This is a genomic window from Sphingorhabdus sp. (genome assembly GCF_050921905.1).
Lineage (GTDB): Bacteria > Pseudomonadota > Alphaproteobacteria > Sphingomonadales > Sphingomonadaceae > Sphingorhabdus_B.
In genome coordinates this window covers 912514-926746 of the sequence record NZ_CP050888.1, presented here as the reverse complement: position 1 = coordinate 926746, position 14233 = coordinate 912514, and the positions used below count along the sequence as shown (strand labels likewise).

The 14233-nt window shown below is 55.4% G+C and carries 17 protein-coding genes; 7 read left to right on the top strand and 10 right to left on the bottom strand.

The annotated features are described in order from the left end of the window. Positions 1-289: 289 nt before the first annotated feature. Positions 290-1159 carry a phenylalanine 4-monooxygenase gene (phhA, locus tag HEQ18_RS04470; RefSeq protein WP_397604629.1) on the top strand — a complete coding sequence of 290 codons (870 nt, stop codon included), beginning with the start codon at positions 290-292 and terminating at the stop codon, positions 1157-1159. A 168-nt stretch (positions 1160-1327) separates the two neighbouring features. Here phhA and HEQ18_RS04465 read toward each other — a convergent pair whose 3' ends face one another. From HEQ18_RS04465 to HEQ18_RS04440, 6 genes are all read right to left on the bottom strand, one after another. Then, positions 1328-2014, bottom strand: a complete 687-nt coding sequence (locus tag HEQ18_RS04465; RefSeq protein ID WP_432815679.1) for an anti-sigma factor — start codon at positions 2012-2014, stop codon at positions 1328-1330. Continuing rightward, positions 2011-2151: a sigma factor-like helix-turn-helix DNA-binding protein gene (locus HEQ18_RS04460; RefSeq protein WP_432815957.1), complete on the bottom strand. Its 141-nt coding sequence runs from the start codon at positions 2149-2151 to the stop codon at positions 2011-2013. Before HEQ18_RS04460 ends, HEQ18_RS04465 begins: the two co-directional genes overlap by 4 nt. 62 nt (positions 2152-2213) lie before the next feature. Continuing rightward, positions 2214-2390: a sigma factor gene (locus HEQ18_RS04455; RefSeq protein ID WP_432815956.1), complete on the bottom strand. Its 177-nt coding sequence runs from the start codon at positions 2388-2390 to the stop codon at positions 2214-2216. A 15-nt stretch (positions 2391-2405) separates the two neighbouring features. Then, positions 2406-2567 (bottom strand): hypothetical protein, encoded by a 162-nt coding sequence (locus HEQ18_RS04450; RefSeq protein WP_432815678.1) that lies wholly within the window; start codon positions 2565-2567, stop codon positions 2406-2408. A gap of 72 nt (positions 2568-2639) precedes the next feature. Next, entirely contained in the window at positions 2640-3620 is a 981-nt protein-coding gene (locus HEQ18_RS04445) for a 50S ribosomal protein L11 methyltransferase (RefSeq protein ID WP_432815677.1), read from the bottom strand. Further along, positions 3610-4302, bottom strand: a complete 693-nt coding sequence (locus tag HEQ18_RS04440; protein ID WP_432815676.1) for an SDR family NAD(P)-dependent oxidoreductase — start codon at positions 4300-4302, stop codon at positions 3610-3612. The genes HEQ18_RS04445 and HEQ18_RS04440 overlap by 11 nt, the downstream gene beginning before the upstream one ends. Positions 4303-4466: 164 nt before the next feature. Between HEQ18_RS04440 and sdhC the strand changes: the two genes are divergently transcribed. Genes sdhC through sdhA form a run of 3 tightly spaced genes read left to right on the top strand, consistent with a single transcriptional unit; the run spans position 4467 to position 7101 of the window. Beyond that, on the top strand, positions 4467-4910 hold the full coding sequence (gene sdhC, locus HEQ18_RS04435; protein WP_432815675.1) for a succinate dehydrogenase, cytochrome b556 subunit: 444 nt from the start codon (positions 4467-4469) through the stop codon (positions 4908-4910). Beyond that, the gene (sdhD, locus tag HEQ18_RS04430; RefSeq protein WP_397604623.1) at positions 4910-5299 is read left to right on the top strand and encodes a succinate dehydrogenase, hydrophobic membrane anchor protein; all 390 of its coding nucleotides are present in this window, start codon (positions 4910-4912) and stop codon (positions 5297-5299) included. Before sdhC ends, sdhD begins: the two co-directional genes overlap by 1 nt. Beyond that, on the top strand, positions 5299-7101 hold the full coding sequence (gene sdhA / locus HEQ18_RS04425; protein WP_432815674.1) for a succinate dehydrogenase flavoprotein subunit: 1803 nt from the start codon (positions 5299-5301) through the stop codon (positions 7099-7101). The genes sdhD and sdhA overlap by 1 nt, the downstream gene beginning before the upstream one ends. 147 nt (positions 7102-7248) lie before the next feature. Here sdhA and HEQ18_RS04420 read toward each other — a convergent pair whose 3' ends face one another. Then, positions 7249-7542 (bottom strand): GIY-YIG nuclease family protein, encoded by a 294-nt coding sequence (locus HEQ18_RS04420; RefSeq protein WP_432815673.1) that lies wholly within the window; start codon positions 7540-7542, stop codon positions 7249-7251. 525 nt (positions 7543-8067) lie between these two features. Here HEQ18_RS04420 and HEQ18_RS04415 point away from each other — a divergent pair. Together HEQ18_RS04415 and creD are read left to right on the top strand one after the other, a co-directional pair. Further along, the gene (locus HEQ18_RS04415) at positions 8068-8679 is read left to right on the top strand and encodes a LysE family translocator (RefSeq protein WP_432815672.1); all 612 of its coding nucleotides are present in this window, start codon (positions 8068-8070) and stop codon (positions 8677-8679) included. 117 nt (positions 8680-8796) lie between these two features. Beyond that, positions 8797-10209: a cell envelope integrity protein CreD gene (gene creD, locus HEQ18_RS04410; protein ID WP_432815671.1), complete on the top strand. Its 1413-nt coding sequence runs from the start codon at positions 8797-8799 to the stop codon at positions 10207-10209. Here the strand turns inward: creD and HEQ18_RS04405 are convergent. Then, positions 10190-11338, bottom strand: a complete 1149-nt coding sequence (locus HEQ18_RS04405) for an alpha-hydroxy acid oxidase (protein WP_432815670.1) — start codon at positions 11336-11338, stop codon at positions 10190-10192. The genes creD and HEQ18_RS04405 overlap by 20 nt on opposite strands. 184 nt (positions 11339-11522) lie before the next feature. Between HEQ18_RS04405 and HEQ18_RS04400 the strand changes: the two genes are divergently transcribed. Continuing rightward, on the top strand, positions 11523-12308 hold the full coding sequence (locus HEQ18_RS04400; protein WP_432815669.1) for a 3-hydroxybutyrate dehydrogenase: 786 nt from the start codon (positions 11523-11525) through the stop codon (positions 12306-12308). Between the two features lie 112 nt (positions 12309-12420). On the opposite strand, the gene HEQ18_RS04395 is transcribed toward HEQ18_RS04400, so the two are convergent. Next, on the bottom strand, positions 12421-12579 hold the full coding sequence (locus tag HEQ18_RS04395) for a hypothetical protein (protein WP_295444897.1): 159 nt from the start codon (positions 12577-12579) through the stop codon (positions 12421-12423). Positions 12580-12591: 12 nt separating this feature from the next. Beyond that, entirely contained in the window at positions 12592-14193 is a 1602-nt protein-coding gene (locus tag HEQ18_RS04390) for an isocitrate lyase (protein WP_432815668.1), read from the bottom strand. Positions 14194-14233: the final 40 nt, after the last annotated feature.

Genomic DNA, 14233 nt, shown 5'->3' with positions numbered 1-14233 from the left:
TCACCCCCCAACCGTCACCCCCCAACCGTCACCCTGAACTTGGTTCAGGGTCCATTTCTCGTCTCTACCCTTCGGTCGATGTGGCACGATGGATGCTGGAGCCGAAGGCGTGCAGAGCACAAACGAGTTCAGCATGACGTTGGGGGAAACACGCCTTCTTATTTTCGTCGCCCCAGCGCAGGCTGGGGCCCATCCCGTCTATCGTCCCAGCGCGGCGCTATCCAACCAAGTGCAGAAGAATCCAGCAGGTGCTGTTGCCATAATATGGTTTCAAGTGTAACTAGTTGCCATGGACCCAAATAGCCACGTGTATGAAACGCCGCCCGCTGGCGCGCATGCCGATTGGACTGTCCCCCAAAATTGGGAAAAGTTCAGCGCGGATGAACATGCAAACTGGGACCGTCTGTTTGCACGGCAAACCGCCATGCTGCCGGGGCGTGCTGCCGATGCCTTTATGCGCGGGATAGATGTGCTCAAATTGTCGCGCCCCGGCATTCCCGATTATCTTGAATTGAACGCACGGTTGATGGCGGCGACGGGCTGGCAAATTGTTGCTGTGCCCGGCCTTGTTCCGGACGATGTATTCTTTGACCATCTGGCGAACCGCCGTTTTCCCGCTGGCAATTTCATCCGGACGCCGGAGCAACTGGATTATCTGCAAGAGCCAGATGTCTTTCACGACGTTTTTGGACATGTGCCGATGCTGGCCGATCCGGTGTTTGCCGATTATATGGTGGCCTATGGCAAAGGCGGGTTGCGGTCGCTTGGCTTTGGCGCGTTGGACCATCTGGCACGGCTATATTGGTATACGGTGGAGTTTGGCCTGATCCAGCAGCCTGATGGTCTGCGCATTTATGGCGCGGGGATACTCTCAAGCTATGCCGAAAGCATCTTTGCTTTGGACGACCCAAGCCCGAACCGGATCGCGTTTGATCTGCTTCGGGTGATGCGCACGCACTACCGGATTGACGATTTTCAGCAGAGTTATTTTGTGATTTCCAGCATCGACCAATTGCTAAACGTCACAGTGGAGACCGATTTTGCGCCGCTTTATGCTCAGTTGGAAACACTTCCCGACATAATGGCCGGTGAAGTATCGGCAGATGATGTGCTGCGCACGCACGGCACGCAAGAATATGTGAAGGGCGCCGGCCGCTAGACGAGGGGGATCGAGCGACCGGCAACCCAGCCCTACCCCGTCATTCCCGCCTACACGGGGATGACGAAGTCTTGGAGAGGAAAGGCCCCTTTCAAATTGGAACGGGGTTCAGGATAACGCACCATGTTGCTCTAGCCTGCGCTGGGGCGACGGTGACTCACAGTTAGATCACAAAATTATCATTTTCCCGCTTGCGAGCACTGGACCCGTGGCAACGCCACCCGGCGCGCCCTGCGCCGGTTCAGGCGTGATCGCCAGTAAGGCACCTTCATTCATATATTGGCGCATGTCTGGGCTGACGTCCATTGCGGTTGGCCTGTCGCCATTGATGACACCAAGCGAACGCGCTTTCCCGTCGGCGGGTATGATCCATAATTCGGGATATAACTCGCCCGTTTCCAGCGTGACCGGCATCAGGAGCATGGTGCCCTGCGTGCTATCATAGCTCGCTGTCATCGCGGATCGGCCATCCTCACTACCCAAAGCGGCGATCATCGGCGTAGGGTTGGCGACAGGTGCGGTGGGAGCGGGCTGTTGCAATAGCAAAACGCCAAGGAAAATCGCTGCCGTCACGGAAAGACCTGTGAGCGCGCGCCAGAATGTGAGCTTCGCCGTCCCGACATCTTGCAAAGTCGCCGCGGGCAGGGCCTTTTCAATTTTGGGCCAGATATGCGCAGGGGCCAAATGCTCTGGCCCAAGCATAGGATTCAGCCGAAGGCGCCATGCCTCAACTTCGGCGGCGAAATCGGAATCTGTGGCAATGCGTCCGGCGACAACCGCTTCTTGGTCCGTATCTAGCAGGCCAAGCACATATTCCCCGGCCAAGGTGAAATCTTCGTCGGTCATGGCTGTCATGCTGCGCCCTCCATGCAGCCGCGCAGCTTTAACAAGGCCCGTCTTATTCTACTTTTGACGGTTCCTAAGGGCTGACCCTCATTTTTGGCGAGATCGGCATAAGTCGATCCGCCGATAAATGCATTTTTTATGAACATGGCGTCGCGTTGATCCAAAGACGATATACAGTCATGTAAGATACGGTCATCTGCCTGTTCGATTAATTGCGCATCTGCCAAGGGGGCAGAGTCGGCAATTTCCGCCGCTTCGTCGATTGAGCTTGTGCCAACTCTCTTTTTGCTCGCAGCCGGTCAATCGCCCGGTTACGCGTTACAGCCACAAGCCAGCTTACCGGGCTGGCCCGACCGTTTTCAAAGCTCGCGGCCTTGTTCCAAATAGTGAGATAAGCGTCTTACAACACGTCTTCCGCTTCGTTCCTGTCTGGAAAGATATGCAGGCACACGCCAAATAGCTTCGCAGAGGTTGCTGCAAATACGGTAGCAAATGCATTGCGGTCGCCACGACCCGATTGCACAAGCGCTTCGGCAAGCTTCGCGCGCCGCGCCGAATCCAAATCTGTTCGCCCTGAGCTAATTGCCATTAGAGATAATATGGCGAAGGCGCTCGGGTGGTGCAATGCTGCTTTTTACCATGTTCCGAAATCCCCGGGGGGTTGGCTCGTGCGGCCACTCGCCCGTACCGGACGTTTCCAACCATAAATCGGGCGCTTCACTAGCCACAGACACGGCCAGTCGCCACAGTCGACGCGTTTTTCCAGACGGAAACCCTGCCGTTTGTATGCGCGTAATACGGCTTCTGCTTGCGTATTCAGGAGCCCGGCCAATATCAATGAACCATTGTCGCGCAGTATATTCGCAATCGACGGTGCAAGCTCAATCAAGGGGCCGGCGAGAATGTTGGCCGTTACGAGGTCGTAGGGCGCCCGTGAGACGATGAGTGGGTGCGCGGTGCCTTCTGCTGCACATAGCGCAACTTGCCCCTGAGAGACGCCACAGGGCACATCATTGGCGCGCGCATTGTCCGCAGTGACTTCAACGCTAACCGGATCAATGTCCGACGCCGTCACATAGGCCTTTGGCCAAAGGCGAACTGCGGCAAAAGCGAGCAAGCCAGTGCCAGTGCCAATATCGGCGATCACGTCGAACCGTTTGCCGGCGCGTTTCATGCTGTCGAGCATATTGAGGCAGCCAGCGGTGGTTTCATGACCACCAGTGCCAAAAGCGCGGCTTGCCTCAATCAGGAACGGCGTTGCGCCCTTGGGCACGGTTCCCTTGTTGGAACTGGTGTGGACATAAAAACGGCCCGCATGGACTGGCTTCAACCCTTGTTGGCTCATCACGACCCAGTCGGCGTCGGGAAGCTTTTCAATGACTGGCTTTGCCTTTGCAGCGCTTTTTATCCGGCTGTGGATCGCGTTGATAACAGCTTGGTTAGGTTCAACCGAAAAATAGGCATCCAAGCGCCATTTGTCGTCGTTAAATGCCTCAACTTCGTCCGCCACAATAGTGGGCATGGGATCAAGCGACGCCAGCCATTCATCGTCTTCGTGGATTGCCTCTGCCTCTGCACGGGTGCAGGGGAAACGGACTTTCCAATCACCGGACATAGCTTGCGCCATTTACGTCGAGCACCGCGCCGGTCATCGATGGCGGCGCATCCAAGGCGCAGAACTTCGCCATGATCGCGACTTCTTCGGGGTCTGCGACCTTGCCTAATGGGATATCTGCCAGCAATTTGTCGCCGCCGCGGCTTTCCAGATACTCTTCGGCCATGCCTGTCATCGTGAATCCGGGACAGATCGCGAAGGCATAAATGCCCTCTCTGGCATAAGCGCGCGCGATGGTTTTGGTCATCGCAACCATGCCCGCCTTTGACGCGGCATAATGCCAATGGGTAGGGCTGTCGCCGCGATGTGCGGCGCGGCTGGCGATGTTGACGATACGGCCCGATGCACCGCTGGCCTGCCAGTGCCGCACCGCGCGGCGGCACAAATCAGCGCTGGCCGTCAGGTTAATCTGCATGGTCCGGTTCCAGCTTGCCAGCCATTCATCATCCGGCCGCGAAATAGGGTTTTCTTCGAAGACGCCCGCATTATTGATAAGGACATCAATCCGGCCATTCAAAGCCTCAAATGCACTGTCCCACAGCCGCGCGGGAACCGCCGGGTCGTTCAGGTCGCCGTCCTTGCTGGACAATGCATCCACCTTCGTTGTGGCGGGGTCAAAGCTTGCGGCGATTGCTGCGCCAATTCCGCGTGAGGCGCCGGTGATCAGGATATGGGTTTTCATGGGCGCTGCTTTTCACAGCACAGACGAAAATTCAACCAAAGTTATTGAAGAAATCAGTTGAAGGGTTGCGCGTTTCGCACTGCGCAGGTCTTGCACCACGGCATTAATCGGTTAATGAGCGTCGCAACGTCGACCACTTGCATATATGAAGGACGCTAAAAATTATGGCGAAAAACCCCAACCGGCCACTGTCACCGCATTTGCAGGTGTATCGTTGGTCGCCGCAGATGGCCATTTCGATCTTCCACCGCGCGACAGGCTTTGTTCTCGCGACTGCTGGAATGATGACTTTATTATGGTGGTTGTCGGCCATTGGGGGTGGCGCGCAAAGCTATGCCACGTTCCAACAATATGTCGTTTCGGCAGGTGCCGATGGCACGGCAGTACAAATCGCCAGCAACTGGTTCTTCCGCCTTGTGGGCCTGGCCGTGACCTTCAGCTTCTTCCAACATTTGGCGTCAGGGCTTCGCCACTTCGTGCTCGATATTGGCGCTGGCTATGAATTGAAGACCAACCGGTTGTGGGCATCGGTTGCATTTGTCGCAGCCTTTTTTGCAACTGCATTGGTCGCCCTGTTTGTGGCATCGCGCTTTCTTGGAGTTTTGTGATGGACAGTAGAACATATATCGGTCGCGTCCGCGGTCTAGGTTCGGCCAAGCATGGCGGCGAACATTGGCTGAAGCAGCGTTTGACCGCGATTGGCAATGTGTTGCTGACCACTTGGTTTGTGCTGTCGTTGTTGATGATCCCAAGTTTTGACCATGCCGCACTGGCGCAGTGGCTGGCGCAGCCATTGGTTGCTGTTCCGATGATTTTGATGATTGCCAATATCTTCGCGCATGTCCGCCTTGGGCTTCAGGTGTTGATCGAGGATTATGTCCATGATGATGGCCTGAAGTTTGCGGCCATGACATGTTTGAACTTTTACGTCATCGCCAGCGCCGTGTTCGGCATTTTCGTCGTCGCAAAACTCGCATTTACCGGAGCTCCCGCCTGATGTCAGACGCTTACAAGATTATTGACCACACATATGACACCGTCGTCGTCGGCGCTGGCGGGTCGGGTCTGCGCGCCACCATGGGCAGCGCGGAAGCAGGCTTGAAAACCGCTTGTATTACCAAAGTCTTCCCAACGCGTTCGCACACTGTCGCGGCGCAGGGCGGGATCGCCGCATCGCTCGGTAACAACTCGCCCGACCATTGGACGTGGCACATGTATGACACGGTCAAAGGCTCCGATTGGCTCGGCGACCAAGATGCCATCGAATATATGGTGCGTGAGGCGCCTGCTGCGGTCTATGAGCTTGAGCATGCGGGCGTGCCTTTCTCGCGTAATGCCGACGGCACCATCTACCAACGACCCTTTGGCGGCCATATGCAGAATATGGGCGAAGGCCCGCCGGTACAGCGCACCGCAGCCGCAGCCGACCGTACCGGTCATGCGATGTTGCATGCTTTGTATCAACAAAGCCTGAAATATGACGCGGACTTCTTCATTGAATATTTCGCGCTCGACCTGATCATGGAAAATGGCGAATGCCGCGGCGTTATCGCCATGTGCATGGAAGATGGCAGCATCCACCGGTTTAAAAGCCACGCCGTTGTGCTGGCAACCGGCGGCTATGGCCGCGCCTATTTCTCCGCAACGTCGGCGCATACCTGCACCGGTGACGGCGGCGGCATGGTCTTGCGCGCTGGCTTGCCATTGCAAGATATGGAATTTGTCCAGTTCCACCCGACGGGTATTTACGGCGCAGGCGTGCTGATTACTGAAGGCGCACGCGGCGAGGGCGGTTATCTGACCAACAGCGAAGGCGAACGCTTTATGGAGCGTTATGCCCCATCGGCGAAGGACCTTGCATCACGCGACGTGGTCAGCCGTTCAATGGCGCTTGAAATGCGCGAAGGGCGCGGCGTTGGCGAACATAAAGACCATATCTATTTACATCTCGATCATATCGACCCTGCGGTATTGGCGCAGCGTTTGCCCGGCATCACCGAAAGCGGAAAGATTTTCGCGGGCGTTGACCTGACGCGGCAGCCTTTGCCAGTGACGCCAACGGTCCACTATAATATGGGCGGTATTCCGTGCAATTATCATGGGCAAGTTGTCACCAAGGTTGGTGACGATCCCGAAGTCATCGTGCAGGGCCTGTATGCCGTTGGCGAAGCGGCCTGCGTTTCGGTGCATGGCGCGAACCGGCTTGGATCGAACTCGTTGATCGACTTGGTCGTATTTGGTCGCGCAACCGGCTTGCATCTGAAATCGTCGTTGACGCCAGGTGCGCCGCATAAGGCTTTGCCTGCGGACGCCGCGGACCTTGCGCTTGCACGCGTCGACAAGTTCCGTAACGCAAAAGGTGGATCACCAACTGCCGAGATCCGCTTGCAAATGCAGCGCACAATGCAAAAACACGCCGCCGTCTTCCGCGACACCGCCTTGTTGGAAGAAGGCGTGGTTGAAATGCAGAAGGTCAATCAACGTTTGGCCGACGTTCGCGTGACCGACCGCAGCCTGATCTGGAACACCGACCTCATCGAAACGCTTGAGCTTGATAACCTGATGGCGCAGGCGGTTTGCACGGTCGAAAGTGCAAACAACCGCAAGGAAAGCCGTGGCGCACATGCGCACGAAGATTTCCCCGAGCGCGACGACGCCAACTGGATGAAGCACACGGCTTCATGGTTTGAAGGTTGGGGCGGCTCCGGCGGTAAGGTCAAAATCGACTATCGCCCGGTGCATGATTATACGCTGACCGATGATGTTGAGTATATTAAGCCAAAACCACGGGTGTATTGAGGGTTAGCAAATCGGGATTTTGAACACCCCGTCGCCCCAGCGCAGGCTGGGGCCTATCACGTGTATCAGCTTAGCGCGTCGGGGGTCTGTGTAAACCGATAGACGCGATAGGCACCAGCCTGCGCTGGTGCGACGGTGGGTTGAAAGTTATCTGTTCAGGTCCGCATACAAATCCCGCCAATCGGGGTTAGCCCTGCTGATCAATTCGGTTTTCCATCGGCGCTTCCAAACCTTCATCGCTTTTTCGCGCTTGATGGCTTCTTCGATGTCGTCAAAAGCTTCATAATAGACCAAAATGTTACAGCCATTTTCTTTGCAGAATTCGGAGCCGAGGTCATTCTTATGCTCCCAAATCCGGCGTGGGAGGTTGGCTGTAACGCCGATGTAGAGCGTGCCGTGCGGGCCGCTGGCCATGATGTAGACATACCCGCCTTTTGCCATCAGATAAGCTCCCACCGTCGCCCCAGCGAAGGCTGGGGCCTATCCCGCGTTTCAGTTTAGCGCCTTGGCTCGCGGTGTAAACCGATAGACGCGATAGGCACCAGCCTTCGCTGGTGCGACGGTGGTTTTATAAATCCAACATAGAATACAAACACTTCGTCGCCCCAGCGGAGGCTGGGGCCTATCCCGCGTTTCAGTTTAGCGCGCTACCTTTCGAATGTCGCCCGCTCCCACAACCGTCACCCTGAACTTGTTTCAGGGTCCATTTCTCGTCTCTACCCTTCGGTCTATGTGGCACGATGGATGCTGAACCGAGTTGTGCTCTGCACGCCTGCGGCTCCAGCATGACGTTGTGGGGAATGCGCCTCTTCGGCCTCCGCGCCTCTGCGTGCACCCTTTTTGTCGTCCCAATCGAGCTTGCCGGCAGCACATTGTCCAGCATCGCCATGTGCGATGGCGGCAGGGACACCCCAAAGCCAAGCGCAATCGACTATTTCTTCGCGCCGTGCGATATGCGTTCATGTGGTGACAGAATTTTTCATACCCTTCCTTGTGACGACAATGCTGATCGAGCTAACCCCCGGTCCAAATATGGCGTGGTTGGCGTTGACCAGCGCGAGCGAAGGCAAAAGGTCGGGATTTGCGGCGGTAGCAGGGATTGCGCTTGGCCTCGCGATACTGGCTGCTGCATCGGCAATCGGCCTTGCGGAGTTGGCAACACGCTCTCCAGCGATTTTCAGCCTGTTGCGCTATGCAGGGGTTGGCTATTTGCTCTGGCTGGCGTGGAAGACATGGGCGGGCAAAGATGAACCCATTCCGGATAGCGTAAGCAAAAATGCGCTCGGTGCATGGTTTCGCCATGGGCTGTTGTTGAACGTGCTGAACCCCAAGGCAGCCGTTTTCTTCATAACGGTCCTACCAGCCTATATTACGCAAAGTGCGCCAATTGCGCCGCAAACGGCTTTGTTGTCCGCAAGCTATGTCGCGATTGCCACTTTTGTGCATCTTGTCATCGTCGCGCTAGCGGCACAGGCACATGGATGGATATCCAACGGAAACAGGGCGCGCATCGTCCGCCGCGTCTTTGCCATTCTGTTGGCAGGCATCGCTATCTGGTTTCTGGCGAGCACCGGATAGATTGTCCGTTGAAATTTCGAATTGTCCATTCTTTTTCATTGACCGTTCATCCATTTATTCATAAACGAATGATGTTTTTCATATTCAAATTATTGAAAAATTTAAGGAAAATATGTAATGACATCGGAGCGAAGTCCCGGCTGGAAACTGTTCTTTGCTGGTATCATTGGCATTGTACTCGTCATCCCGTTGATGATTGTTTACGCGCTGGTCTGGGACCGGCAGGAACAATCGAACGTCGCGCAGAACGCGATTGCGGCAGGCTGGGGCGGGCCGCAGGTGGTCGTCGGGCCGGTGCTCGTTATCCCTTACACCGTCAATAGCGTCGAGACGGTGGACGAGAACGGCCGCCAGACCACCCGAACATTACAGCTGACAAAAGAGCTTTTTCTTTCGCCGGAAACGAACACGCTTTCCACCAATTTAAAGCCGGACCGCAAGAAGAAGTCGATTTATGAAAGCGTGCTTTTTGTTGCGGAAAATAGTGGGACGGCGCGTTTTGCGTTACCTGCCGATTTTGCGCGTTATGGTATCGCGCGCGACACTTTGAATTTGGCAGGTGCTGAATTGCGCTTTGGAATTTCCGATGCGCGCGGGCTTCAGGCCGATAGCAAAGTCGTCGTCAACGGCACGTCGCTTGAATTGCAACCCGGCAAAGGATTGGCGGCGTCGGGCGGTTCTGGCTTCTTCACATTTGTGGATTGGGATGCCTCAAGCCCGATGGAGGTGAAATACAATTACGCTATTCGTGGTAACAAGACGCTGACAATGGTTCCGCGCGGTGGCGAAACCAAATGGGATGTGAATTCATCATGGCCATCCCCTAGTTTCGCGGGCGATTTCTTGCCGATAAAGCGTAATGTCAAATCGTCGGGTTTCACATCAAGCCACGCCGTCACCAATCTAGCGCTTGGACAGGCGCTTGTCTTGACCGATGACCTTGCCCCGCCAAGCCCAACGAATATCAAAAGATATGATAGCGTTGAGATGACGAGCGTCAACGCCGCATCTACAGGTGGCGGGCAAAGCCAGGCGGCAACGATCGGCCTAGTCGAACCTGTCGACCTTTACAGCCAGGTTGACCGGTCGGTGAAATATGGCTTCCTGTTTATCGGTTTTACCTTCCTCGCCTTCTTGATGTTTGACGTTATTGCGGGCGCAAAGGTGGCGGCGGCGGAATATTTGCTCACCGGCGCAGGTCTCGTGCTCTTCTTTGTCTTGCTGCTCGCTTTTGCCGAAGTTGTCGGCTTTATGTGGGCTTACCTCATTGCTGGTGGCGCGATTACCGGGTTACTAACCGCCTATTCGGCGGCTGTTCTGAAAAGCTGGATGCGTGCGCGGTTTATTGGCGGATTGCTGGTTGGGTTGTATGCGACGCTTTATGTGCTTTTGAACCTTGAGGCGTATTCGCTGATTATCGGTTCGTTGCTGCTGTTTGTTGTTCTCGCAGTGGTGATGTGGGCAACCCGCGCCATTGACTGGGGCGCAAAGCGCGAAGTTGCAGGTGAAGTTAACGCCAGCGCAGCATAGAACGGTCAAACTGTGAGACGGAACGGACGCCCATAAGCCGCATGTCGCGATCAATCTCGTCACGCAATTTGCCGACAATACGCTCGACGCCCGGCTGCCCCGCTGCGGCCAGTGCATAAAGATACAAACGTCCGCCGGAGCACGCTGTTGCTCCGGCGGCGATTGCTTTGAGGACATGGCTGCCACGCCGGATACCGCCGTCGCAGATGATGTCGATCTTGCCGCCCACGGCATCGGCGATCTCGGATATCTGGTCAAATGGGGAGCGCGAACCGTCCAATTGTCGTCCGCCATGGTTGGACACCATGATTGCGGTCGCGCCAATGTCGATGGCGCGTTTCGCATCGTCAACGGACATGATCCCTTTCAGACAGAATTCGCCACCCCAATCTGACCGAATTTTTTCGGCCATTTTCCAGTCCATCGATGTATCGAGCATAGTATTGAAATATTCCGCGACGGATATGGCGACATTCGTGCCCGCATCAACATGCGTTTCCAGATTGGGCAGTGCGAATTTTTCGCGGAATAGATAATTCAGCGCCCATTTTGGGTGGATGGCATAGCTTAACACCGACGCGGGCGTGAAGCGCGGCGGCGAGGTGAACCCGCTGCGCAGGCACCGTTCGCGGTTTCCCGAAACGATCGTGTCGACCGTCAGCGCGATTGCATCAAACTTTGCCGCTTTACAGCGTTCGATCATCGACGCGTTCAGCCCCTTGTCCTTGTGGATGTAGAGTTGGAACATTTTTGGCGTTTTGATGGTCGCGCCGATTTCCTCAATGCTGACAGTGGCCAATGAGGAGATGCCAAACCATATGTTATGCTGCTGCGCGACCGACGCAACGGCACGTTCGCCTTGCCAATGAAACAGACGCTGCAAGGCCGTGGGGGAGAGCATCAGCGGCATGTCCATCCGTTGCCCCATCACCGTCACGCCCATGTCGATCTCCGACACGCCAGCCAAGACATTGGGCACCAGATCGCAATCGTCAAATGCCGACGTGTTGCGCGACTTTGTCCGTTCATCGTCGGCAGCGCCATCGATATAATTGAAGATCGGTGCGGGCAGGCGCGATTTTGCTAAACGGCGGAAATCGGCTACATTATGGCAATCTTCTAAACGCATTTTGGTCTTATGACAGACCTTGCACATAATTGCATCCATTTGGGTAGTTTGCCCGAGCAAGGGTCGCTTGCGTTGCTGCTGGGGTCACGGTCGTCGCGCCGCATATTGTCCTGATGGAACATTCCGGTTACCGGGACATTGCGCAAGACAACGTCATCAGACCCTAATGCAAAGGCATGCTCATATGTTCCTCGAAGGCAAAACAGCACTTATCACGGGTTCAACCTCTGGTATCGGGTTGGGCTATGCCCGCGCGTTGGCCGCGCAGGGTGCGCATGTGATGATAAACGGCTTTGGTGATGCCGACCTGATCCAAAGCTATGTCGACGAACTCAGCAAGGTGAGCGGCGGAAAGGCGCAGTATTCCGCGGCCGACATGACTCAACCCGACAGCATCCGGGCTATGGTCTGCGAATGCACCAACCTATTGGGATCGCCTGATATTTTGATCAATAATGCCGGAATCCAGCATGTCGCGCCGGTTGACGAATTTCCGGACGACAAATGGGATGCGATCCTGTCCATCATCCTGTCCTCGGCATTTCACACGACAAAGGCCGCCTTGCCCGCAATGAAGGCCAAGGGCTGGGGCCGCATCATCAATACAGGGTCAATGCACAGCCTTGTCGCATCGCCGTTCAAATCGGCCTATAATGCGGCAAAGCATGGCCTTGCCGGCTTCACCAAAACGGTCGCGCTTGAAGTGGCTACAGTAGGTATCACGGTGAACAATATCTGCCCCGGCTATGTCTGGACACCGTTGGTCGAAAACCAAATTCCCGATACCATGAAAACTCGGGGACTTACGCGGGATCAAGTGATCAACGATGTGCTGCTTGCCAACCAGCCGCAGAAGAAATTTGTGCAGGTGGAGCAATTGGCCGCGCTCGCGGTGTTTTTGTGCCGTGATGAGGCGAGCGCGATTACCGGTACAAACCTGTCCGTTGATGGCGGTTGGACCGCGCAATAGCATCGCATTTCTAGCGCCGAGGGATAAAAAAACCGCCGACATTGCTGTCGGCGGTTAGGCGTTTTTCCTCCCCAGGAAAACACGGAAAACTGGTTGGTCTAAGCGGGTTGGTCTATTTGCCGCCAGCGCTACCAAGGCGGTGATAAAGCCGGGCAAATTTCACCGATTCAGGCTTGTCCTGAATGACCTCAAGATAATGCACCAATGCTTGGCGAAGCAGCGTCAGGTCCTCGGTAGAGAGAACGGCGCGTGCGCGTGGTGGTTCACCCATATCGATCGCTCCTTATGCAGCCTGGCCAAATTGATTCATCGTATTGTCTTTGCCGCCTGCCTTCAGCGCAGCTTCACCGGCAAAATATTCCTTATGGTCATCACCAATGTCGGAACCCGACATATTCTGGTGCTTGACGCAGGCGATGCCCTGACGGATTTCCTTGCGCTGGACGCCCGCGACATAACCAAGCATGCCCATTTCGCCGAAATAGTCCTTCGCCAAATTATCGGTGCTGAGTGCCGCTGTATGGTATGTTGGCAACGTGATGAGGTGGTGGAAAATGCCTGCACACTTTGCAGAATCGCGCTGGAAGTTCTGGATACGGACATCCGCTTCAATTCCCAGTGGTGTCTCGTCGAAGCTTGCACTCATGAGGTTTGCGCGTTCGTAGGCTGAGACGTCGTGACCTTCGGCAGACCATGCATCAAGCACTTGCTGACGGAAATTCAGAGTCCAGTTGAAGCTTGGCGAGTTGTTGTAGGCCAGCTTTGCATTGGGAACGACCTCACGGATACGATCAACCATTCCGGCAATCTGTTCGATGTGCGGCTTTTCCGTTTCGATCCAGATGAGGTCGGCACCGTTCTGAAGCGAAGTAATGCAATCCAACACGCAACGATCTTCGCCTGTCCCTGGACGGAACTGAAACAGGTTTGATGGCAAACGCTTTGGACGCAGCAATTTTCCGTTGCGGTTCAAAATGACGTCGCCATTTTGCGCCGTGGCGGGGTCAATTTCTTCACAATCAAGGAAGCTGTTGTACAAATCGCCCAAGTCACCAGCCGCCGTTGAAACGGCGATCTGCTTGGTCAGGCCAGCGCCAAGCGAGTCGGTGCGTGCAACGATAATGCCGTCAGGGACGCCAAGTTCAAGGAAGGCATAACGGCATGCGCGGATTTTCTGGAGAAAATCCTCATGCGGCACAGTAACTTTTCCGTCTTGGTGGCCGCACTGCTTTTCGTCCGACACCTGATTTTCGATCTGAAGCGCGCAGGCACCCGCCTCAATCATCTTCTTTGCAAGCAAATAAGTGGCTTCTGCGTTGCCAAAGCCCGCATCAATGTCCGCAATAATCGGCACGACATGTGTTTCATGGTTTTCGATCTTATCCAAGATAGCGGCGGCGCGTGCTGTGTTCTTTTGCCCACGCGCATCGTCGAGGTCGCGGAAGAGGATGTTGAGCTCGCGGCTGTCGGCTTGGCGCAAGAATGTGTAGAGTTCTTCGATGAGGGCCGGAACGCTTGTCTTTTCATGCATAGACTGGTCGGGCAGGGGGCCAAATTCACTGCGCAATGCGGCAATCATCCAACCTGACAGATACAGATAACGCTTCTTGGTGGTGCCAAAATGCTTTTTGATGGATATCATCTTTTGCTGCGCGATGAATCCGTGCCAGCAGCCCAGCGACTGCGTATATTGCGCGGGGTCGGCATCATAGGCCGCCATGTCTTCGCGCATGATCTTGGCGGTATAGCGGGCGATATCGAGACCAGTCTGGAAACGGTTTTGCAACTGCATACGCGCGACAGATTCGGCGCTGATGGAATCCCACGTTCCTTCATGCGCGGCAATTTGGGCGCTGTTTGTGGCTATCAGTGTCTGATATGACATTTTCTATTCCTTCGGTCGCGGTGTTCTATTCCGCAGTTCT